The sequence below is a fragment of the Absicoccus porci genome (assembly GCF_003725415.1).
Taxonomy (GTDB): Bacteria; Bacillota_I; Bacilli_A; order Erysipelotrichales; family Erysipelotrichaceae; genus Absicoccus; species Absicoccus porci.
Genome location: NZ_RJQC01000001.1, coordinates 703,971 through 725,798 on the forward strand (window position 1 = coordinate 703,971; position 21,828 = coordinate 725,798).

25 protein-coding genes are annotated in these 21,828 nt (G+C 48.9%); all 25 read left to right on the plus strand.

Annotated elements, in window-relative coordinates:
* Positions 1 to 94 precede the first annotated feature (94 nt).
* The 25 genes from EDX97_RS03515 to EDX97_RS03635 all read left to right on the plus strand — a co-directional run bounded on the left by EDX97_RS03515 (position 95) and on the right by EDX97_RS03635 (position 21,822).
* Positions 95 to 376: a VRR-NUC domain-containing protein gene (locus tag EDX97_RS03515; RefSeq protein WP_074748517.1), complete on the plus strand. Its 282-nt coding sequence runs from the start codon at positions 95 to 97 to the stop codon at positions 374 to 376.
* Entirely contained in the window at positions 357 to 1,700 is a 1,344-nt protein-coding gene (locus tag EDX97_RS03520) for a DEAD/DEAH box helicase (protein WP_128519799.1), read from the plus strand. Before EDX97_RS03515 ends, EDX97_RS03520 begins: the two co-directional genes overlap by 20 nt.
* A 69-nt stretch (positions 1,701 to 1,769) precedes the next feature.
* Positions 1,770 to 2,204, plus strand: a complete 435-nt coding sequence (locus EDX97_RS03525) for a hypothetical protein (protein WP_128519800.1) — start codon at positions 1,770 to 1,772, stop codon at positions 2,202 to 2,204.
* 114 nt (positions 2,205 to 2,318) lie between these two features.
* Complete coding sequence (locus tag EDX97_RS03530) at positions 2,319 to 2,678, plus strand: HNH endonuclease (protein ID WP_003508842.1); 360 nt, start codon at positions 2,319 to 2,321, stop codon at positions 2,676 to 2,678.
* A 111-nt stretch (positions 2,679 to 2,789) separates the two neighbouring features.
* Positions 2,790 to 3,344 carry a P27 family phage terminase small subunit gene (locus tag EDX97_RS03535; protein ID WP_109771071.1) on the plus strand — a complete coding sequence of 185 codons (555 nt, stop codon included), beginning with the start codon at positions 2,790 to 2,792 and terminating at the stop codon, positions 3,342 to 3,344.
* A 2-nt stretch (positions 3,345 to 3,346) separates the two neighbouring features.
* On the plus strand, positions 3,347 to 4,129 hold the full coding sequence (locus EDX97_RS03540) for an S-adenosylmethionine synthetase N-terminal domain-containing protein (RefSeq protein ID WP_128519801.1): 783 nt from the start codon (positions 3,347 to 3,349) through the stop codon (positions 4,127 to 4,129).
* Positions 4,130 to 4,140: 11 nt separating this feature from the next.
* Positions 4,141 to 5,391: a site-specific DNA-methyltransferase gene (locus EDX97_RS03545; RefSeq protein WP_128519802.1), complete on the plus strand. Its 1,251-nt coding sequence runs from the start codon at positions 4,141 to 4,143 to the stop codon at positions 5,389 to 5,391.
* A 118-nt stretch (positions 5,392 to 5,509) separates the two neighbouring features.
* Positions 5,510 to 6,196, plus strand: a complete 687-nt coding sequence (locus EDX97_RS03550) for a virulence (RefSeq protein ID WP_128519803.1) — start codon at positions 5,510 to 5,512, stop codon at positions 6,194 to 6,196.
* On the plus strand, positions 6,180 to 6,410 hold the full coding sequence (locus tag EDX97_RS03555; protein WP_128519804.1) for a DUF4314 domain-containing protein: 231 nt from the start codon (positions 6,180 to 6,182) through the stop codon (positions 6,408 to 6,410). The genes EDX97_RS03550 and EDX97_RS03555 overlap by 17 nt, the downstream gene beginning before the upstream one ends.
* A gap of 124 nt (positions 6,411 to 6,534) precedes the next feature.
* Positions 6,535 to 6,897 (plus strand): DUF7698 family protein, encoded by a 363-nt coding sequence (locus tag EDX97_RS03560; protein WP_118578908.1) that lies wholly within the window; start codon positions 6,535 to 6,537, stop codon positions 6,895 to 6,897.
* A gap of 176 nt (positions 6,898 to 7,073) precedes the next feature.
* Positions 7,074 to 7,316, plus strand: a complete 243-nt coding sequence (locus tag EDX97_RS03565; protein WP_128519805.1) for a DUF7678 domain-containing protein — start codon at positions 7,074 to 7,076, stop codon at positions 7,314 to 7,316.
* 108 nt (positions 7,317 to 7,424) lie between these two features.
* The gene (locus EDX97_RS03570; RefSeq protein WP_221175872.1) at positions 7,425 to 9,026 is read left to right on the plus strand and encodes a terminase large subunit; all 1,602 of its coding nucleotides are present in this window, start codon (positions 7,425 to 7,427) and stop codon (positions 9,024 to 9,026) included.
* A gap of 16 nt (positions 9,027 to 9,042) precedes the next feature.
* A complete protein-coding gene (locus EDX97_RS03575) occupies positions 9,043 to 10,413 on the plus strand; it encodes a phage portal protein (protein WP_128519807.1) in 1,371 nt (456 codons plus the stop codon).
* Entirely contained in the window at positions 10,298 to 11,041 is a 744-nt protein-coding gene (locus EDX97_RS03580) for a head maturation protease, ClpP-related (protein ID WP_128519808.1), read from the plus strand. The genes EDX97_RS03575 and EDX97_RS03580 overlap by 116 nt, the downstream gene beginning before the upstream one ends.
* A gap of 15 nt (positions 11,042 to 11,056) precedes the next feature.
* Positions 11,057 to 12,235 (plus strand): phage major capsid protein, encoded by a 1,179-nt coding sequence (locus EDX97_RS03585; protein WP_128519809.1) that lies wholly within the window; start codon positions 11,057 to 11,059, stop codon positions 12,233 to 12,235.
* A 61-nt stretch (positions 12,236 to 12,296) separates the two neighbouring features.
* On the plus strand, positions 12,297 to 12,569 hold the full coding sequence (locus tag EDX97_RS03590; RefSeq protein ID WP_128519810.1) for a head-tail connector protein: 273 nt from the start codon (positions 12,297 to 12,299) through the stop codon (positions 12,567 to 12,569).
* Positions 12,569 to 12,901, plus strand: a complete 333-nt coding sequence (locus EDX97_RS03595; protein WP_128519811.1) for a phage head closure protein — start codon at positions 12,569 to 12,571, stop codon at positions 12,899 to 12,901. Before EDX97_RS03590 ends, EDX97_RS03595 begins: the two co-directional genes overlap by 1 nt.
* A gap of 1 nt (position 12,902) precedes the next feature.
* Complete coding sequence (locus tag EDX97_RS03600) at positions 12,903 to 13,286, plus strand: HK97 gp10 family phage protein (protein ID WP_128519812.1); 384 nt, start codon at positions 12,903 to 12,905, stop codon at positions 13,284 to 13,286.
* Entirely contained in the window at positions 13,279 to 13,596 is a 318-nt protein-coding gene (locus tag EDX97_RS03605) for a hypothetical protein (protein ID WP_128519813.1), read from the plus strand. Before EDX97_RS03600 ends, EDX97_RS03605 begins: the two co-directional genes overlap by 8 nt.
* A gap of 5 nt (positions 13,597 to 13,601) precedes the next feature.
* Positions 13,602 to 14,174 (plus strand): major tail protein, encoded by a 573-nt coding sequence (locus tag EDX97_RS03610; RefSeq protein ID WP_128519814.1) that lies wholly within the window; start codon positions 13,602 to 13,604, stop codon positions 14,172 to 14,174.
* A 14-nt stretch (positions 14,175 to 14,188) separates the two neighbouring features.
* Positions 14,189 to 14,563 (plus strand): hypothetical protein, encoded by a 375-nt coding sequence (locus tag EDX97_RS03615; protein WP_128519815.1) that lies wholly within the window; start codon positions 14,189 to 14,191, stop codon positions 14,561 to 14,563.
* Positions 14,564 to 14,739: 176 nt separating this feature from the next.
* Complete coding sequence (locus tag EDX97_RS03620; protein ID WP_128519816.1) at positions 14,740 to 17,892, plus strand: phage tail tape measure protein; 3,153 nt, start codon at positions 14,740 to 14,742, stop codon at positions 17,890 to 17,892.
* A complete protein-coding gene (locus tag EDX97_RS03625; RefSeq protein WP_128519817.1) occupies positions 17,889 to 18,539 on the plus strand; it encodes a hypothetical protein in 651 nt (216 codons plus the stop codon). The genes EDX97_RS03620 and EDX97_RS03625 overlap by 4 nt, the downstream gene beginning before the upstream one ends.
* On the plus strand, positions 18,536 to 19,993 hold the full coding sequence (locus tag EDX97_RS03630) for a phage tail spike protein (RefSeq protein ID WP_128519818.1): 1,458 nt from the start codon (positions 18,536 to 18,538) through the stop codon (positions 19,991 to 19,993). Before EDX97_RS03625 ends, EDX97_RS03630 begins: the two co-directional genes overlap by 4 nt.
* A gap of 14 nt (positions 19,994 to 20,007) precedes the next feature.
* On the plus strand, positions 20,008 to 21,822 hold the full coding sequence (locus tag EDX97_RS03635; protein WP_128519819.1) for a hypothetical protein: 1,815 nt from the start codon (positions 20,008 to 20,010) through the stop codon (positions 21,820 to 21,822).
* The last annotated feature ends 6 nt before the right edge of the window (positions 21,823 to 21,828 follow it).

Here is a 21,828-nt window from a genome sequence, read left to right on the forward strand (position 1 = left end):
TTAGGCCTATAAAAATATCAATAAGAAAAAGTATGGAAAATACCATTGATACACCTTGCACCTCTTCAAATTAACGGCCTGATGGAGGACAAGTATGTTAGAAAAAACGATAGAAAAGAAATTGACAACCGCAGTAAAAAAGGCTGGTGGTATCGCACCGAAGTTCGTGTCTCCTTCTTTCGCAGGGATGCCCGACCGCCTTATCTTATTACCTGATGGGAAGTTTGCCTTTGCAGAATTAAAGGCACCAGGAGAATCCCCACGCCCATTGCAAAAAGCACGTCACAGGCTCCTTCGCTCTCTGGGCTTTCGTGTGTATGTGATTGACAGCATAGAGCAGATTGGAGGGATGATTGATGAACTTCGCACCTCATGATTATCAGGCCTACGCCATCGATTATATTGAGACACATCCTGTGGCAGCAGTCCTGCTCGATATGGGTCTTGGAAAGACGGTCATCTCCCTGACTGCCATCGCAGACCTTCTATTCGACAGCTTTGAGGCCCATCGCATTCTGGTAGTCGCCCCACTTCGAGTTGCCAGAGATACATGGCCTGCAGAAATCAGAAAATGGCAGCACCTAAAATCTCTGACCTTCGCCGTCTGTGTGGGGACACCAAAAGAGCGAAAAGCAGCTTTGATGGCAGGTGCAGACATCACCATCATCAACAGAGAAAACCTGCAATGGCTCATTGAGTCCAGCGGCTTTCCCTTTGACTACGATATGGTGGTCATCGACGAGCTCTCATCCTTCAAGAATCACAATTCTAAGAGGTTCAAGTCCCTGTTGAAGGTAAGACCAAGCGTCAAGCGTATCATCGGTCTGACCGGAACCCCCTCTTCCAACGGTCTGATGGATTTATGGGCCGAGTTCCGACTGCTGGATTTAGGAAAACGCCTCGGACGCTTCATTACAGAGTACCGAAACAACTACTTTGTGCCGGACAAGAGGAATGGCCAAATTATCTATTCCTATAATCCGCAGCCTTATGCTGAAGAACGCATCTATAGCCAGATTTCTGATATCACCATCTCCATGAAATCAACAGACCACCTGAAGATGCCAGAGCTCATCTCCTCCGAATATGAGGTCCATTTATCCGATGATGAAGTGACCCGATACGAGGACTTGAAGCAGGAGCTGGTGCTGGAGCTCCCTGATGGAGAAATTACTGCTGCCAATGCTGCTTCTCTCACCGGAAAGTTATCCCAGCTTGCCAACGGAGCTATTTATTCGGATACCGGTGACACCATTGAGTTCCACGACAGAAAACTGGATGCTCTGGAGGATATCATCGAATCCGCAAACGGCAAACCGGTCCTTGTGGCTTATTGGTTCAAGCACGACCTCTCCCGTATCAAGAAACGCTTTGATGTGAGAGAAATAAAATCCAGCAAGGACATCACCGACTGGAATGCCGGAAAGATACCGGTAGCAGTCATCCACCCAGCCTCTGCCGGTCATGGACTTAACCTGCAGGCTGGTGGTTCCACCCTCATCTGGTTCGGGCTGACATGGTCACTGGAATTGTATCAGCAGACCAACGCCCGTCTCTGGAGACAGGGCCAGACTTCCGGAACCGTGGTAATAGAACACATCATCACAAAAGGAACCATTGATGAGCGCATCTTAAAGGCTCTCTCCAAAAAGGAGCTGACCCAGAACGCCCTTATCGATGCAGTAAAAGCAAACCTATGACAATCTTCGACAAAATACGACAATCCGTGCCAATCCGAGGGAAATCTATTTTTTCGGAGGTACCAATCAATGACTGCAAAAGAATACTTATCTCAAGCACGCTACTTGGATAATAGAATCAAAAGCAAACTGTTACAGATAGATTCCTTAAATGAATTAGCTACCCGTTGCACACCGTCCTACTCCGATATGCCAAAGAGCCCTAACCGTGAAGGCTCTCGAATGGAATCCGCCATTCTTGACATCATCGAGCTGGAGGATGAAATCAGTAAAGACGTCGTAGAACTTGTGGCATTAAAGAAGGAAATCGTAGAGGTTATCAAACAGGTCGGCAATACCGAATACCAGACCTTACTTGAGGAACGCTACCTCTGCTTTATCACATGGGAGCAGATTGCTGTTGATATGGGATACGAGCTTCGTTATATCCACAAACTTCATGGAAAGGCACTGGAAGAAGTAAAAGTTCCGGCTTTCTATGAAGGTGGACATGAAATGACATAGAAAGACACTAAGCTCTTCTGATATTATTATACTAGCGAAAGTGAGAATCGCAGAAAGCCTTGTGGGACGAGTCCTGCAGGGCTTTTCTTATACCCAAACGGAAGGAGGAATACGATGCCAAGAAAACCAAAACGTCCCTGCTCCTATCCCGGCTGCCCAAATCTGACAGACGGACGCTTCTGTCCGGAGCATGAAAAGAAGGAAGCCAAACGCTACGAGAAGTACGACAGAGACCCGAATGCCAAGCGTCGCTACGGGCGTGCATGGAAACGTATCCGTGACAGCTATGCTGCTGCCCACCCTCTTTGTGAGAGGTGCCTTGAGAACGGTGTCTACACACCAACCGAGCAGATACACCATGTGAAGCCCCTCTCCCAAGGCGGCACGCACGATAGAGAGAACTTGATGGCTCTTTGCAAATCCTGCCATGCCAAGATTCATGCGGAACACGGCGACCGCTGGCACAACCGGTAGGGGCGGTCCACTTCTCTACGGTGAAGTCACCGGGGAACGGGCGTGGGGTCTCACGCACAAAGTCGCAATTTCAAACGGGGTATATAGGCCCCTGAACTGGAGGTGTAAAAAATGGCTAAGGACGGTACCAACCGTGGCGGCGCTCGTATCGGCGCTGGAGCCAAGAAAAAGCCCTTAGCTGAGAGAATCGCTGAGGGAAATCCGGGCAAACGTGAGTTGACTGTCATCGACTTTACAGACAGCACCGTCGATTTAGAAGGTCAGCCGATGCCCAAACCATCCAAGATGCTATCTGCCAAGCAAAAGAACGGCAAAAAGCTCGTTGCTGCAGATGTCTACAAGAAAACATGGAACTGGCTGCATGAACGTGGCTGCGCTGCTCTCGTCTCTCCGGAGCTTTTAGAGCGCTATGCCATGAGTGTTGCTCGTTGGATTCAGTGTGAGGAAGCCATCACAGAGTTTGGATTCCTTGCCAAGCATCCGACGACCGGCAATGCCATCCAGTCTCCCTATGTGGCCATGAGTCAGAACTTCATGAGCCAGACCAATCGTCTCTGGATGGAGATATACCAAATCGTAAAAGAAAATTGTGCCACTGAATATAACGGCGCTACTCCACAGGATGATGTGATGGAGCGTCTCCTACTGGCACGGAAAGGAAATTAACTATGATTGAAAAAGTAAATCCAGCGCATCCGGATAAGATTGCAGACAGGATTGCCGGAGCCATCGTCGACCTTGCTTATAAAACAGACGATGCTCCTAAAATCGCTGTTGAGGTTCTCATCGGACATGGCTATGGTCATGTCGTTATCGAAACCTCTGCTCCTATCGATAAGACGGATGTCGCTTTTATCGTAGAGCGTCTTGCTCCCGGCATTCGTGTCTTCATTCAGATTGTTCCGCAGGATGCCCATCTTGCTAAGAATCAGGCCAAGGACATCCGCTGCGGTGATAACGGCATCTTCAAGGGCATGCCGCTTACAGAGGAACAGAAGGAAATCTCGAAGATTGCCAGAGAAATCTACAGCACCTATCCCTTTGATGGAAAGTATATCCTCGACGAAGCAAGACTCATCCTCTGTCAGAGCCATGCAGCTACTTCGGAACTAAAACAGAAATATCCGCATGCTGAGGTAAATCCGCTCGGTGATTGGACTGGCGGCATTGATGTGGACAGCGGTGCTACCAACAGAAAGCTCGGAAGTGATATGGCTGACTCTGTTACTGGCGGTGGCCTTCATGGGAAGGACCTGTCAAAGGCAGATGTCACGCTCAACATCTACGCTTTCCTAAAAGCTCAGGAAACTGGACAGCCGGTAACCATCTGCTGCGCTATCGGTGATGACACGATTGATGGTCATCCCTACAGTGAGCTGGTGGCTATCGCTGCGGAATATATAAAATCCATCGGCGGATTTGAAAAGTTCGCTGAATGGGGATTGTTCTAAGGAGGAATACCATGCAGATTGAAAAGAAAAACGTCTCGCAGCTTCTTCCTGCGGATTACAATCCCCGTAAGGATTTGAAGCCCGGTGACAAAGAATATGAAAAACTGAAACGCTCCATCGAGCAGTTCGGATATGTGGAGCCGGTCATCTGGAACTCCACCACTTCTCGTGTCGTTGGTGGTCACCAGAGATTGAAGGTTCTCATCGATATGGGCATTACCGAGGTGGAATGCGTCATCGTCGAAATGGATGAAGAGAAGGAAAAAGCTCTGAATGTTGCGCTCAACAAAATCAGCGGTGAATGGGATAACGACAAGTTGGCCCTCCTCATTGCTGACCTGCAGGGTGCAGACTTCGATGTCTCCCTTACCGGTTTTGAGCCAGAAGAACTGGAGGACCTGTTTAGAGAAGATACAAAGAAAGGTGTTCAGGATGATGACTTCGATGTGGATGCCGAGCTTGCAAAACCTACCTTCTCCAAGGCTGGTGACCTGTGGCTCCTTGGTGACCACCGTCTGGTCTGTGGCGATTCCACAAAGTCTGAGACCTATGAGCTTCTGATGAATGGTAAGCTGGCAAATCTGGTCGTGACGGACCCTCCGTACAATGTCAATTACGAAGGAAGCGCCGGTAAGATTAAGAACGACAATATGGAAAACAGTGCCTTCTATCAGTTCCTACTGGATGCCTACACTCGCATGTATGAGTCAATGGCGGATGACGCTTCTATCTACGTCTTCCATGCTGACACCGAGGGTCTTAACTTCCGCAGAGCATTTGCTGATGCTGGTTTCTACCTTTCTGGCTGCTGCATCTGGAAAAAGCAGTCCCTTGTCCTCGGACGCAGCCCTTATCAGTGGATGCATGAGCCTTGCCTCTTCGGATGGAAGAAATCCGGCAAACATCAGTGGTATACCGGACGCAAGGAAACAACCATCTGGGAATTTGATAAGCCCAAGAAGAACGGCGACCATCCGACCATGAAGCCTATCCCTCTTCTGGCTTATCCGATTATGAATTCCAGCATGACCAATTCTCTGGTCCTTGACCCATTTGGTGGTTCTGGCAGCACGCTTATCGCCTGTGAACAGACCGGTCGTATCTGCCACACCATCGAGCTGGATGAAAAGTTCTGTGATGTTATCGTCAAGCGCTACATTGAGCAGGTCGGTTCCTCTGCAAAGGTCTCCGTCATCCGTGATGGCTTGACCTATTCCTATGATGAAATCGCACCGAAAGCTGAGGATGCCACTCTTTTGTAAGTAGGTATAGTACACAATCCAGAAGGCACATATTTGTCGATGTTTTTCTTCGATATCGCTTGCTATTATGTGCCTTCAGAGTGATATATGTACTACCAAAACAAAGGAGGATACCTACATGAACATCATCTTAAACGTAACCGAAAGAAAGCCGCTGGCAGCCCTGCTTGGCGAGTACAAGAACACCAAACCGAAATACCTGAGAGCCCCTTCCTATGGCTACCAGATTGGTGACCTTCTTCTGACACGAGAAGGAAACATCGAAGGCCCGGACACCATGACCAAGGAAGAATTCGACGAGCTTCTGACCCTCTTGGATGCAGGCGGCTATCGTCCGGAAGAGACAGACTTCCACCCGGCTGAGGAACCGGAAGCTGAAGAAGCTCCTGCAGAAAAGACTGGACTTACCATTACCCTTCCACTTGACAAGGTCAAGGTCGGAAACCTCACCAACCTTCTAGATGCCAAAGGCTCCCTCATCAAGCATGCCCTTCACATCGAGGACCTGCGCTTTGAACTGAACGAGGACAGCATTTCCTTCCCTTGGTTCAAAGAACTTCCTGAGCCGGATGAGATTCACGCCTACAGCGCACTGATTGCAGCCCTTTGCAAAATGAGCAAGGAGCAGAAACGAATCAGCGCTACTGCAAAGCCGGTGGACAATGAGCGCTACGCTTTCCGCTGCTTCCTTCTCCGCCTCGGCTTCATTGGTGACGAGTACAAAACAGACCGCAAAATCCTGATGAGACATCTTCCGGGCAACAGCGCATTCAAAGGAGGTGAAGGCCATGCAATTTCCAAGTAAGGAACAGGTGGCCCGTCAGCGCCGCCTTTACCCAGCAGGCACCCGTGTGGAGCTGGTCCAGATGGACGACGCACAGGCCCCACCAGTGGGCACACGAGGCACCGTCATTGGTGTCGACGATACCGGAAGCATCATGGTAGCTTGGGACAACGGCTCCGGACTCAACGTCATTTACGGCGTTGACCACTGCAAAAAGGTTCCAATCGACGACTAAAATACACAGATTTTCCTACGGATATTTGTGTACTATATGGCTCGAATTGACTTGCTATTATGTGCCTTTAGAGTGATATATAGTACTACCAAAAGGGAAAACACATTTTTAGGAGGAACCTACCATGAAAGAAATCAGAACATTTGAAGAAGCCATCGAGCAGAATGCAAGAAGCCTGAAGGAACTCGGAATCAACGGAACCTTATTCTGGGCTTACAGAACCAGCAAGGAAACCGGAAACGAGCTCATCGACTTCAACGAGGTCATTTGGGATTACGACATCGAAGAAATCGCCCAGACCTTGAGAGCCAACGACATCACCGAATTCACCATCAGCTCCACCTTCTCAAGCCTCATCGAAACCCTCGCAGCCTTCGAAAAGCAAGGAATCAGCATGGCAGGCCTTACCACGGTAAAGGCACGCTACACTGATTGGAAGACCGGCGAACATGCCCTCATCCCTGCAATTAAGATGACGGTAAAATAACAACGCCTTCTGCCGAAGGAAGCAGATCTCAGGACCTGTTTTCCTCGTTATAAATTACACAGTTTTTCCCTCAGATATTTGTGTACTATATGCCCCAAATTAGCTTGCTATTATGTGCTTTTAGAGTGATATATAGTACTACCAAAAGGAAAGAAACACACAAGGAGGACAAACATATGTGGAAAGAAGGAATCATCGGAATCCCAACAAAGGACGGAGAATACAAGAAGGTTAAATACTGGGTCAAGCACTTTGATGAGCCAAGCGAAGACTACGGCATCAACGGCGGTAAGATTTCCAAGCTCAGCCTGAAGATGGACGGCGAGTGGATTGCCAACTACGACAGAGGTTGGGACGTTAAACCAACCTGCAAAGAAGCAGAAATGGCGCTTTGCATTCTTCTGAACGAACACAACTAACCACCTGAAAAGAATATCAGGCAGGACGGTCCCGGATGGGGCTGTTCCTCGTTATAGACGTCGCCACCGGGCGGCTATTTTTATTTCTGCGAAAGGAGGCGCATACATTTGCGTAAACTTGAAAACTACACACCGACACGCTTCATGGCTGCGGACTCCACCTATAGTAAACAGATGGCGGATTACGCAGTCAATTTTATTGAGTGTCTCTGCCATACCAAAGGCACGTGGGCCGGTAAGCCCTTTGAGCTCATCGACTGGCAGGAACAGATTATCAGAGATATCTTCGGAACCTTAAAGCCAAATGGCTATCGCCAGTTCAATACTGCCTATGTAGAAATTCCTAAGAAAATGGGAAAGTCCGAGCTTGCTGCTGCCGTCGCCCTGCTTCTTACCTGTGGTGATGGTGAAGAACGAGCTGAGGTTTATGGCTGTGCAGCTGACCGCCAGCAGGCAACTATCGTTTTTGATGTAGCTGCCGATATGGTGCGTATGTGTCCTGCACTGAATAGACGAGTAAAAATCCTCGCTTCCCAGAAGCGTATCGTCTACCAACCGACCAACAGCTTCTATCAGGTACTATCTGCAGAAGCCTACTCCAAGCACGGTTTTAATATTCACGGAGTTGTTTTTGATGAGCTGCACACTCAGCCGAATCGAAAGCTCTTTGATGTTATGACCAAGGGCTCCGGAGATGCCAGAACACAGCCTCTCTACTTCCTTATCACGACAGCCGGAACAGATACCAACAGCATCTGCTATGAAACGCACCAGAAAGCTAAGGATATCCTAGAAGGCAGAAAGATTGACCCGACCTTCTATCCTGTCATCTACGGTGCCGATGAAACCGATGACTGGACGGACCCAGAGGTCTGGAAGAAAGCCAATCCTTCTCTTGGTATCACAGTCGGTATCGATAAAGTCGAAGCTGCCTGTGAATCTGCCAAGCAGAATCCCGGTGAGGAGAATTCCTTTAGGCAGCTTAGGCTCAATCAATGGGTCAAGCAGGCTGTCCGCTGGATGCCGATGGAGAAATGGGATGCTTGCTCCTTCAAGGTTGATGAAGAATCCTTGGAGGGCCGTGTCTGCTATGGTGGTCTGGACCTATCTTCCACAACGGATATTACTGCCTTTGTGCTGGTCTTCCCTCCGGTGGATGAGGATGATAAGTTCTGCATCCTTCCGTACTTTTGGATACCGGAAGATACGCTGGAGCTTCGAGTCCGACGAGACCACGTTCCTTACGATGTCTGGGAACGACAAGGCTTTCTGGAGACCACCGAAGGAAATGTCGTCCACTATGGTTATATCGAGAAATTCATCGAGCGACTTGGAGAACGCTTCAATATTAGAGAGATAGCCTTTGACCGCTGGGGAGCTGTCCAGATGGTACAGAACCTTGAGGGCATGGGCTTTACCGTTGTTCCTTTCGGTCAGGGATTTAAGGATATGTCCCCACCGACCAAGGAGCTCATGAAACTGACACTGGAACAAAAGCTGGCCCACGGTGGTCATCCGGTGCTCCGCTGGATGATGGATAACATCTATATCCGTACTGACCCGGCTGGCAATGTAAAAGCCGACAAAGAAAAATCCACAGAGAAAATCGACGGTGCTGTCGCTACTATCATGGGACTTGACCGTGCTATCCGCTGTGGAAATAATACCGGTGCTTCTGTCTACGATGACAGAGGCATTTTGTTTATCTGAAAGGAAGTGATGACCTATGGGATTCTTATCAGGACTGTTTCATTCCAGAGACAAGCCCACCAATAGCACCAATGGTAGCGCCTACCGTTTTCTCTTTGGTGGCAGCAGCTCTGGCAAATCCGTCAATGAACGAAGCGCTATGCAGATGACTGCAGTCTATGCCTGCGTCAGGATTCTCTCCGAGTCCATCGCTGGCCTGCCAGTCCATGTGTATCAATACACCGGCACCGGTGGCAAAGAAAAAGCTATCAAGCATCCACTGTATCGACTGATTCACGATGAGCCAAATCCGGAAATGACCTCCTTTGTCTTCCGAGAGACCTTGATGACACACCTGCTCCTTTACGGAAATGCCTATGCGCAGATTATCCGAAATGGCAAAGGTGAAGTCGTCGCTCTCTATCCGCTGATGGCCAACCGAATGAGCGTAGACCGTGACGATAAAGGTCACCTCTACTACCAATATCAGATGCAGGACTCCGATGCACCTACCATGAAAAATGGAACGGTCATCCTAAAGCCGTCGGATGTGCTCCATGTTCCGGGCCTCGGCTTTGATGGTCTGGTCGGTTACTCTCCCATCGCTATGGCGAAGAACGCTATCGGTCTTGCTATCGCCACGGAGGAATATGGTGCTAAGTTCTTTGCAAACGGAGCCACACCGGGAGGCATTTTGGAGTATCCCGGTACCGTTAAAAATCCGGAAGCTGTCAGAGAAAGCTGGACCAAAGGCTTCTCTGGAAACAACTCTCATAAAGTGGCAGTTTTGGAAGAAGGCATGAAATATACTCCTATCTCCATCTCCCCGAATGAAGCACAGTTTTTGGAGACCAGAAAATTTCAGATTGATGAAATAGCTCGAATCTTTAGAGTGCCGCCCCACATGGTCGGTGACCTAGAGAAATCGAGCTTTTCTAATATTGAGCAGCAATCTCTCGAATTTGTGAAGTACACCTTGGAACCTTGGATTGTCCGTTGGGAACAGTCCATTAACCGTGCCCTTCTATCTGAATCTGAGAAGGCTGCTTATTTTGTAAAGTTCAATGTCGACGGCCTCTTACGTGGCGATTACCAAAGCCGTATGAACGGTTACGCCACTGCAAGGCAGAACGGCTGGATGTCCGCAAATGATATCCGTGAACTTGAAAACCTAGACCTCATCCCACCGGAACTTGGTGGTGACTTATATCTCATCAACGGAAACATGACCAAGCTGGAGGATGCAGGAATATTCGCAGCGACCACTGCTGCTGGAAAGGAGGACGAGAACGATGAAGAAGTTCTGGAAGTGGAAGAATCAGACGGTGACCAATCAGGAGACGCAGGAGCAGACACTGGAGAGGACGCTGTTTCTAAACGGCACCATCGCAGAGGAAAGCTGGTTTGACGATGATGTCACACCTAAGCTCTTTCGAGATGAGCTGTTTGCCGGAAACGGAGACATCACCATTTGGATTAACTCTCCGGGAGGAGATTGTGTGGCCGCAGCCCAGATTTACAACATGATGATGGAATATCCCGGCAATGTCACCGTAAAGATTGATGGCATCGCAGCCTCTGCTGCATCCGTCATCGCTATGGCAGGCACGAAGGTGCTGGTATCTCCGGTATCCATGCTCATGATTCATAACCCGATGACGGCTGCTATGGGCGACACTACTGAGATGCAGAAGGCTATCGCCATGCTGGATGAAGTCAAGGAATCCATCATCAATGCCTACGAAATCAAGACTGGTATGAGTCGTGCCAAGCTCTCCCATCTCATGGATGCAGAGACTTGGATGGATGCACATACGGCCATTGATATGGGCTTTGCGGATGAAATCCTGACAAGACCAGCAGAAACACCGGTAGAAAATAACGCTACTGGTCCGATGCTCTTCTCCCGTGCAGCTGTGACCAACTCCCTTATGGATAAGCTGGCTGCCAAATGCCGTATCAAGAAACCCGAAACACCGGAACGCTCCGTAGATACACTCATGGAGCGTCTTGACCTAATCAAACAACACATTTAATGGAGGTATTCGATTATGACTATTTTAGAACTGCGTGAAAAGCGCAACACTGCATGGAATGCTGCAAAGGCATTTCTTGATTCTCACCGTACCGAGAAAGGTACTCTTACTGCCGAGGACGATGCGACCTACTCCAGAATGGAACAGGAAATCGCTGACCTTGGCAAGGAAATCGCTCGTCTTGAAAGACAGGAAGCACTGGAGGCAGAGCTCAATAAGCCGGTAAACAAGCCTCTCACTTCTAAGCCTGTTACTGCTGCTGAAAAGCCTGCAAAGACCGGTCGTGCTTCTGATGAATATAAGACTGGCATGCTTCAGGCACTTCGTACCAACTTCCGTCAGGTATCTAATATCCTGCAGGAAGGTGTCGATGCCGATGGCGGCTACCTTGTTCCGGAGGAATATGACCATCGTCTTATCGATGTTCTGAATGAAGAGAACATCATGCGTAAGCTGGGCCATAAGATTACCACTTCCGGCGAGCACAAAATCAATATTGCGGCGACCAAGCCTGCTGCAGCATGGATTGAGGAAGGCGGCGCACTTCAGTTTACGGATGCGACCTTCGACCAGATTTTGCTGGATGCCCACAAGCTCCATGTCGCTATCAAGGTAACCGAGGAACTGTTGTATGATAACGCCTTCGGTCTTGAGAATTACATCATCGACCAGTTTGGTAAGGCTCTGGCCAATGCCGAGGAGGATGCCTTCCTCAATGGTACTGGTAAAGGTCAGCCTCTTGGCCTTTTCGCTGAGACTGGTGGCGGTACCCTTGCTAAGACCGTAGCTACTCCGAAGCCGGAGGATGTCATCGACCTCATCTATGCACTGAAGCGCCCTTACAGAAAGAACGCATCCTTCATCATGAACGATGCAGCTGTTGCAGCTATCCGTTCCTTCAAGGACAACAACGGTGCTTTCATGTGGCAGCCTTCCTGCGTTGCCGGTGAGCCGGACAAGCTCATGGGCTATGACATCTATACGTCTCCGTTCTGCCCTGCAAACATGATGGCCTTCGGTGATTACAACTACTACAACATCGGTGACCGTGGTACCCGTTCCTTCAAGCAGCTCACTGAGCTCTTCGCAGGTAACGGTATGATTGGCTTCGTGGCCAAGGAGCGTGTCGATGGTAAGCTCATCCTTCCGGAGGCTGTTCAGATTCTGAAGGTTACTGGTTCTTCTAAGGGCTAAGGATAAAGGTGGCGTCATCTCCGGGTGGCGCTGCCTCATTTTATGATTGGAGGCGATAACGATGATTGTCACTTTAGAAGAAATGAAACAGTATCTCCGAGTGGACTTTGACGATGACGATTCCCTCATCGAAACGCTCATCACATCGGCTACACGCCTCTGCATGGATATCACAAGGCAAGATGAAGATGCCTTTGAAGAAAGCGAAAACGCAAAGCCCGCAGTCTATTATGCTGTGGCCTATCTCTACGAGCACCGTGAGGAAGCAGACCATCATGCTCTGACACTGACTTTGCGCTCTCTTCTCTTCGGTTCCAGAAAGGAGGCCTTCTGATGAATATCGAGCTACTCAATGTCCGTATCTTCATCCAGAAGAATGAGGTCATCTCGGATGCCATCGGAAATCGAAAGAACGCTTGGAAAGACTACTACACCTGCTATGCCACTGTTAGTGCGGAAGCCGGAAAGGAATCCACTGATGCCGGTCTTGTGGTCGATGATTCTAAGATTGATTTCACTATCCGCTACTGTAAGAAAGCTGCAGCCCTCACCTCTACTGGTTACCGGGTGCAATTTGGAAGCGAGTTATACGACATCTTGGCTGTAGACCACATGAATTTCAAGAGGAAATGCATCAAGCTCTCCTGCCAGAAAGTGAGGCGATGACATGGCCCAGAAAGTTAAGATTGATGGCCTTGCTGATGCCGTTATGAAGGAACTGACCGAATATGCAGACCTCGCCACAGTAGATATGAAGGCCGCTGTCAAAAAAGCCGGTAATACGGTAAAGAAGCAAATCCAAGGTTCTGCTCCAAAAGACACCGGTGCCTACAGCAAGAGCTGGTCTGTGAAGAACACCAAGGAAACCTCCAAATCGCTGGAGGTCACGGTGTATTCCAGAAATCGCTATCAGTTAGCCCACCTTCTGGAATTTGGTCATGCCAAGCGTGGCGGTGGTCGTGTGGCTGGTCGTTCCCATATCGCTCCTGCAGAGGAAGCTGGTATTAAAGAACTGGAATCTGAAATTGAGAGGTGTCTGAAGAATGGATAGATTACTGCAAATCCTATCGGAGATGGCCCTGCCCTTTGCCTATGACCACTTTGCTGAGGGCGAATCGCCAAATCCACCCTTCATCTGCTACCTGCTTCCGGGAAGCGATAACTTCTCCGCAGATGGCCGTGTCTACTACAAAGTAAGTGAGGTCCATATCGAGCTCTACTGTGATAGTAAGGACCCAGCATTGGAAGCAACACTGGAAGCTGTGCTTGATGAGCACGGCATTTTTTATAATAAAACAGAGGTCTGGATTGAGAGCGAGAAGCTCTATGAAGTCCTCTACACATTTGAAATGGAGGTTTAATCAACATGGGTAATAAAGTCAAATATAACCTGAAAAATGTTCATGCCGCCAAGCTCACTCGTGGCGAGGACGGCTCCTTTACCTACGCAAAGCCGAAAGCTATCCCCGGCGCAGTCAGCATCAGCTTGGATGCCGAGGGTGATAGCTCTCCGTTCTATGCTGACGGTATTGTATATTTCCGTTCCACTGCAAACAACGGTTACAGCGGTGATTTGGAAATCGCACTCATTCCTGAATGGTTCCGTACAGAAATCTTGAAGGAAGAACTGGACAACAATGGCGTGCTTATTGAGAACGCAAACATCACCGAGCTTGAGAAGTTTGCTTTGCTCTTCGAGTTTGATGGCGATGTCAGAAGCATCCGTCATGTGCTCTATAACTGCACTTCCTCTCGTCCGTCCATCGAGTCTGAGACCAAGGAAGATACCATCGAACCGGGTAAGGAGAAGCTCACGCTTACTGCTGACCCTAGAGAAGATGGTCTTGTAAAGAGCCGCACCGGTGATGAGACTGACGCAGAAACCTATAAGAATTGGTATCAGCAGGTCTATGTGCCGGTACCTAAGACAGAAGGATAAGGAGGACGCAAGACATGTTAGAAAAAACAATCGCTATCGGTGATAAGCAGGTCAAGTTCCGTTCCTCTGCTACCATCCCCAGACTCTATCGTATGAAGTTCAAGCGTGACATCTTCAAGGACCTTTCACGCCTTGAGTCTTCCTACAAGGGCAATTCGGATGATGGTTCTTCCTTCGAGATTGAGGACTTGGAGATTTTCGAGAACGTGGCCTATATCATGGCCTATCATGCAGACCACAGCATTCCTGCCACCATTGAGGACTGGCTGGATGAATTCGAGATGTTCTCTATCTACGAGGTGCTTCCAGAGATTCTTGAACTCTGGGGCATGAATCTTCAGACCGAAATCGAATCTAAAAAAAACTTCATCGCAGTAGCAGGGAAATGACCACACCGTTGTTCCTCCTGCGTTGCATAGAAATCGGTATTTCCATCCGAGACCTTGACCTTCTAACCATCGGAATGGTGATGGACATCTGGACGGAAAAGGCAAACGACGATGTGAAATATCAGCAAATCGCAACACAGGAGGACTTCGATAAATTCTAAGGAGGTGACGTACACGTGGCAAACCGAATCAAAGGTATCACTGTTGAAATCGGCGGTGATACGACCGGCCTAGATAAAGCCTTAAAGTCGGTCAATACTTCAATCAAATCCACGCAGTCTGCCCTGAAGGACGTCAACCGCCTCTTGAAGCTGGACCCTTCCAATACGGAACTACTCTCTCAGAAGCAACGACTCTTAAAAGATGCCATCGGAGCCACAAAAGAAAAGCTGGATTCCCTCAAGGCAGCACAGGAGCAGGCAAAACAACAGCTGGAAAACGGCGAACTCGGTCAGGACAAATATGACGCTCTCCAGCGTGAAATCGTAGAGACTGAGGAAGAATTACGACGCCTGCAGCAGGAAGCTGCCACTACAAGCACTGCGCTTTCTAAAATAGATGTGGCTGGTCAGAAGATGGAGGCCGTTGGTAACTCCATCGCTGGTGCTGGTAAAAAGATGATGGGCGTCACCACTGTAATTGGTGGTGTTGGTGTCGCCGCAGTAAAGACAGCAGCTGACTTTGACTCCGCTATGAGTCAGGTGGCTGCTGTTTCTGGTGCTACAGGTAAGGACTTCGATGCCCTTCGTAGCAAAGCCCGTGAGATGGGTTCCAAAACCAAGTTCTCTGCAACAGAAGCAGCCATTGCCATGAACTACATGGCAATGGCTGGCTGGAAAACGGAGGATATGCTTGGCGGTATCGAAGGTGTCATGAACTTGGCTGCTGCCTCTGGTGAAGACCTAGCAACAACCTCTGACATCGTGACCGATGCCCTTACTGCTTTCGGACTTTCTGCAAAGGACTCCGGCCATTTTGCTGACATCCTCGCTGCAGCATCTTCCAATGCAAATACGAACGTATCCATGATGGGTGAAACCTTCAAATACTGTGCTCCTATCGCTGGCGCACTTGGTTTCTCTGCTGAGGATACAGCTGAAGCTATCGGTCTTATGGCCAATGCCGGTATCAAGTCTTCTCAGGCAGGTACCGCCCTTCGTACTATCATGAATAACCTTGCCGGTGATGTAAAAATTAGTGGTAAGGCTATCGGAGATGTCACAATCGCCACCACAAATGCGGATGGCTCCATGCGTGACCTTTCCGATATTTTGGCTGACTGTCGTTCTGCTTTCGGAAACCTAACGGAATCTGAAAAGGCACAAGCTGCAGAATCCCTTGTCGGTAAGAATGCCATGTCTGGCTTCCTCGCTCTGATGAATGCTGGCGAGGGCGATATCGAGAAGCTATCCTCTGCAATCGATAACTGTGACGGTTCCGCAGAAAAGATGGCTATGACCATGCAGGACAATCTTGCTGGTCAGCTCACCATCTTAAAATCACAGCTTCAGGAGCTTGCCATTTCCTTTGGTGATATCCTGATGCCTGCCATCCGTTCTATCGTCTCGAAGCTCCAAGGCTTCGTCGACAAGCTAAACGGCATGGATGAAGGAACCAAAAGGACCGTTGTTACCATTGCGCTTTTGGTCGCCTCCATCGGACCACTGCTAATTATCATCGGAACGACCATATCGAAAATCGGTGTGGCAATGCAGGGATTCGTAAAACTGGCCAATGGCGTCAGCAAATTAAAAGTCGCCATCCAAGGCGGAACCGGTGTCCTTGGTAAGCTGGGCGCTGCACTTGGTGGAGTCTCTGCTCCCGTGTTGGCAGTTGTTGCAGTCATCGCTGTTTTGGTGGCCGCCTTTGTTCATCTTTGGAGGACCAACGAAGGTTTCCGTGATGCCATTATCGGAACATGGAATCGTATCAAAGATACTATTTCTGGCTTCTGTCAAGGAATCGTAGACAGACTAAATGCGCTAGGATTTCAGTTTACAGATATCGTAGATGTACTAAAAACAGTCTGGGATGGATTTTGTCAGATTCTCGCTCCTATCTTTGAAGGAGTGTTTAATCACATCGCCAATATCCTCTCCACGGTGACTGGTGTCATCACTGGTATCCTTGATGTCTTTATCGGTATCTTTACCGGAAACTGGTCTCAGGCATGGACTGGCGTGAAGGAAATCTTTTCTTCCATCTGGAACGGAATCAGCAGCTTCTTCACCAATATCCTGAATGTCATCAAGGGTGTTGCAGATGTCGTACTCGGCTGGTTTGGCACTAGCTGGAATGAGGTCTGGACCAATATAAAGACCTTCTTTGAAGGAATCTGGAATGGCATCGTTTCCTTCTTCACTGGAATCTGGGAGATCATTAAAAACGTCGTTCAGACAGGCATCATGCTGATTGGTTCTATTCTGGAAGCTGCGGTTGATATCATCACTCTCCCATTCCGCTTTATCTGGGAGAACTGTAAAGAAATTATCATCGCAGTCTGGGATGCTATTAAATCCAAGGTAACAACAGTCATCAATGCAGTGGCATCCGTTATCAGCACCGTGATGAATGCCATCAAGACCGTTTTTACTACCGTATGGAATGCAATAAAAACGGTGGTGACCACAGTCGTCAATGCCATCAAATCTGTCGTAACGACGGTATTCAATGCGATAAAGAGCATAGCGACCACCGTGTGGAATGCAGTAAAAACTGCAGTCACGACTCCGGTCAATGCTATCAAGTCGACGGTCACCAGTGTATTTAATTCCGTAAAGAGCACTGTCACCAGTATCTTTAATGGAATTAAATCGACCGCCACCTCGGTATGGAACGGTATAAAATCTGCTATCACTACTCCTATCGAGGCTGCAAAGAACAAGGTCAAAGGTGTGGTGGATGCCATCAAAGGATTTTTCTCTGGCATGAAGATTTCACTGCCGCATATCAAGCTGCCACATTTCAGGGTATCCGGTAAACTTTCCATCGCTCCGCCTTCTGTTCCTCACCTTTCTATCGATTGGTATAAGGAAGGTGGTATCATGACCAGCCCTACCATCTTTGGTATGAACGGTTCTTCCTTGATGGCTGGTGGTGAGGCCGGTGCAGAAGCAATCCTTCCTCTGGCCGGTTTCTACAAGCAGCTGGAAGCGATGATTTCCAATCATCTCAATACCAGTGCAATGGAAAAATATCTGGCGGTCATCGCAGATAATTCCAGCAAGGGTATCTACCTTGAGGACGGTACACTCGTAGGCCATCTGCTCCCGGCAATCGACGGTGAGCTTGGCAAAGCCCAAAAACTACAAAGGAGGCTCAGTCTATGACACCTGATATCAGATTAAACGGAGCATCAGTCGCTGGCATGGGCTGGCTCCGAGAAACTATCTCCTTTCCCGTGCCGCAGTCGCAAACCAATACGATTGTGGTGCCGGGAAGGAATTCTCCCATTCGTTATACAGAAGCTCTGGGGCGTGTATCGTATCAGCCTCGGAGCTTTTCTTTGACGTTTTCCATGCTGGGAACCAGAACAAAATATGACCAGATGATTGCTGAGATAGCAAACCGCTATGCCGGTCAGCTCGTAAAGGTATCGACCAGCGAAGAACCTGAGCTTTATGCTATCGGAACCTTGGAGATTACTTCGGAATATGACCCTATCTCCGGAAAAGGTCAGCTGGTGATTGCCAGTGAGGATGCCGACTCTTATCGCTATCACATTGATGAGACGGTCGTTAACCTGACTGGTTCCGGCACTCTTATCATCGAAAATGACTTTATGCCTGTGGTCCCAGTCATCACGACCACAGCAGAAACAGCTCTTAGCTGGAGCATCGGCAGTGATACTTTTAGGAAGTCTCTCAGTGCTGGCACTTGGACGCTTCCAGAATTTGAGCTACAAGCTGGCAGGAATACCGTCACCATCAAAGGAACCGGTACGACGACCTTCCGCTTCAGGGAGGGACGCCTATGAGTATCTTTCGTATATATGTTGATGGTCAGCTTTTCTATCATCCGCAGTTATCCCAGCTTGCTATTACAGAAGCAAAGATGACCGAGGATGCAGAAAACATCGACAGCCTGACACTGTCTGCCCCTTTTAATCATCCTTATCTGGATTCCATCCACCCGATGGCATCCACCATTGTTTGCAAAAAGGATGACAACACCGTATTTGAAGGCCGTGCTCTAAATGACGGCAGCGATTTTTACAATACGCATACTTGGACCTGTGAGTCGGCTCTTGCCTATCTCAAGGATAGTCAGCAGCCGCCCTTCTCCTATAAGGGGACCCTCGAAGGCCTGCTGGAGTATTTCCTGTCCGTGCACAATAAGGCCGTTGAAGAAAAGAAGCGTTTCAAACTTGGTAATATCACCGTCACGGATAACAACGACTATATCAGCTACAGCAATTCCGAGTATTCCTGCACATTGGATGCCATCAAAAGTAAGCTCATCAATACGCATGGCGGCTACTTGATGGTCCGTTACACAGATTCCGGGAAGATTCTGGATTACCTTGCTGAGTTCAATGTTCATTCTATCCAGACTGTGGAATATGGCAAAAACCTCATGGATGTCAAAATTACCCGTGACCATACAGAGCGAATCACTGCTCTCATCCCACTTGGGGCAAAGAAAAAGACCACCGATGAAGAAGGAAATGAGGTCGAATCCGATGAACGTATCGACATCACCTCTGTAAACGGTGGCCAAAATTATATCTACGATGATGCCGCTGTAAAAGAAATCGGCTGGATATGGACCACGGAAGTCTGGGAAAATGTCACGCTTCCGGGAAACCTGCTCCGCAAAGCCAATGCTCGTCTGGCAGAGCTTATCGCCGGTATCACAAGCATGGAGCTGACCATTGTAGATGAATCAGACACCGGAGCTGATATCGGCAGCATCCACGCCAGACAATTTGTGGACTGCCTGTCTCTGCCTCATGGCATTGATGGGCGCTACGCCTGCATGAGCAAGACCGTAGATTACTTAAATCCTTCTGGCAACACCATCACCATTGGAGCCAGCGGTATCAAGCTGACTACGATTTCTGCAAAGCAAAATGAAAACCTTACAGCCATCGAAGATGAACTGCTCGGTCAGACTGCTACTATTGAGGGTATTTCCGGTAAGGTCGATGGCATCGCTGCTTCTAAGATGTACCGCACGGAGCTCATCGTGGATGGCGTCAGCATCTTTAAGGACAAAGACCAGAATAGTCGTCTTTCCTGCAAGGTGTACTCATGGGATAAGGATATCACTGCAACTCTTCCGGATACTGCTTTTGTCTGGCATAGGAAATCCGGTAATGAGGAATCGGATGCACAGTGGGATTCCACCCACACTGGAATGAAATCAATCATCGTAACCACAGAGGATGTACAGGATAATGCATCCTTCTACTGTGAAGTATCTGTATAAAGGAGGGCCAGAAAATGCCTACAATCTTAACTTCCAGCCAGCAGACCTTCGTGGACATTACAGACCAACGAAAGCTGTCGGCTTATATCACTTCCAATCTGCCTAAGACGCAGAGCGAAAACCCGAATGTGCTGCCTCACACCTACGCACCAAGCTGGGTCAGCACAAATCTTACACTGACGCCGGTCGTTTTCCTTGACCAGACCAATGTGGCTCTTAACTCCTCTGGTCTGACTATTACATGGAAACGTAAGGACGGAAGCGGCGCTGAGACAGCACTGAATTCCAATGAGAAAGTTACCGGAGGAATCCTGAAGGTCAACAGCAATGTGCTGGCTACCTCTTCCACCGGGATGATTACCTACATCTGCTATATCAGCTACTACGATTCCGAGACCAAGAACACGGTCAATATCACATCGGATATTACCTACACTTTGGTGCGCAATGCAGAGAACGCAAAGCTCGCCTATGTGACAGCGGATACCTATGTATTCAAGTACAATGCTTCTTCTGCGCTCGTTGGTGCTTCTCAGGCAACCTTGACAGCTCAGATTCAGGGTGTCTCCATTTCCAAGTGGCAGTATAAAAACAGCTCTGGTGCATGGGCAGATTATCCGACAACCTCCGACAATACCAGCATCACGGGTGGAACGCTCGTCGTAAAGCCTGCGCACACCGTATTCGTCGATAATGTCGCTCAAATCAAGCTCCTTACAGACGATGCAGATGTTTATGACACCATTTCTATTACCAAGATGTATGACGGCAGCAAAGGCTCTCCGGGTTCTCCGGGTGCAGCAGGAACCGGCGGACTTTCTATCATTCTCGGTAATGAGGCCCAGACCATTGCGTGCTCCTCTTCTGGTGCAGCAACTGCAGCTCTTGATATCACGATTCCGTTTACCGGATATGTTGGCATCACACAGACTGCCTGTACCTGCTCCGTTGGAACGCTGCCTTCTGGTATGACCCTAAAGACCAATACTGCGGCAACTGCATCTGCTGCTGGTTCCATCGTTCTTTCTGTTGCAGCATCTGCTACACTCGGCGGTGCAAATGTGGTCAACGGTACCGTTGATTTGACCTTCACTATCTCTGGAAAAACAGTTGTGAAGAAGTTTGCATGGGCCAAGTCCACCAGAGGAAGTAATGGTACCAGTGCTGTTGTCTTCTCCGTTTATGCGCCAAACGGCACTATCGTGATGAACCAGTCCGGCAGCCTGTCACTTGCAACCTCTGCCTATTCTGGAACGACTGCTATCACCAGTGCTACTTATCAGTGGGCAAAGTACACTGGCGGCAAATGGACCAATATCTCCGGTGCGACCTCCGCTACCTTGACGGTCTCTGGAAGCGACATCGTAAACATTCAGTCCTACCGCTGCACGATGACCTATGGCGGCAAGTCCTATGTAGATGTCATCACTGTTGAAGATAAATCTGACCCGTATGTATCTGAGCTTCTTTCTATCGGAGGCTTTACGGTAAAGAACAATCAGGGTGGTGTCTGCCCTTACGTTATCGTCCGCACCAATCAGCAGGAAGTGGATGCGCTGCTCGGCCCTATCAGTGAGACAGCACCTTCCAATCCTGCGACCGGTGCCTTCTGGTATAAAATCAGTCACTCAGCAAAGACCGTCACGCTCCAGAAATATTCTGGCAGCGCTTGGGCGGATGCCACAGAAAAGCAGTCTCTGACCTATAACTGGTATGCACAGGATAAGGATGGCAATGCAGTCACCTTTGGTAAGACTGGCAAGGTCATCTATCTCTCCGCTGCCGATATCGACAGCTTGCTGACACTGCAGTGTGATATTTCCAACTAGGAGGTG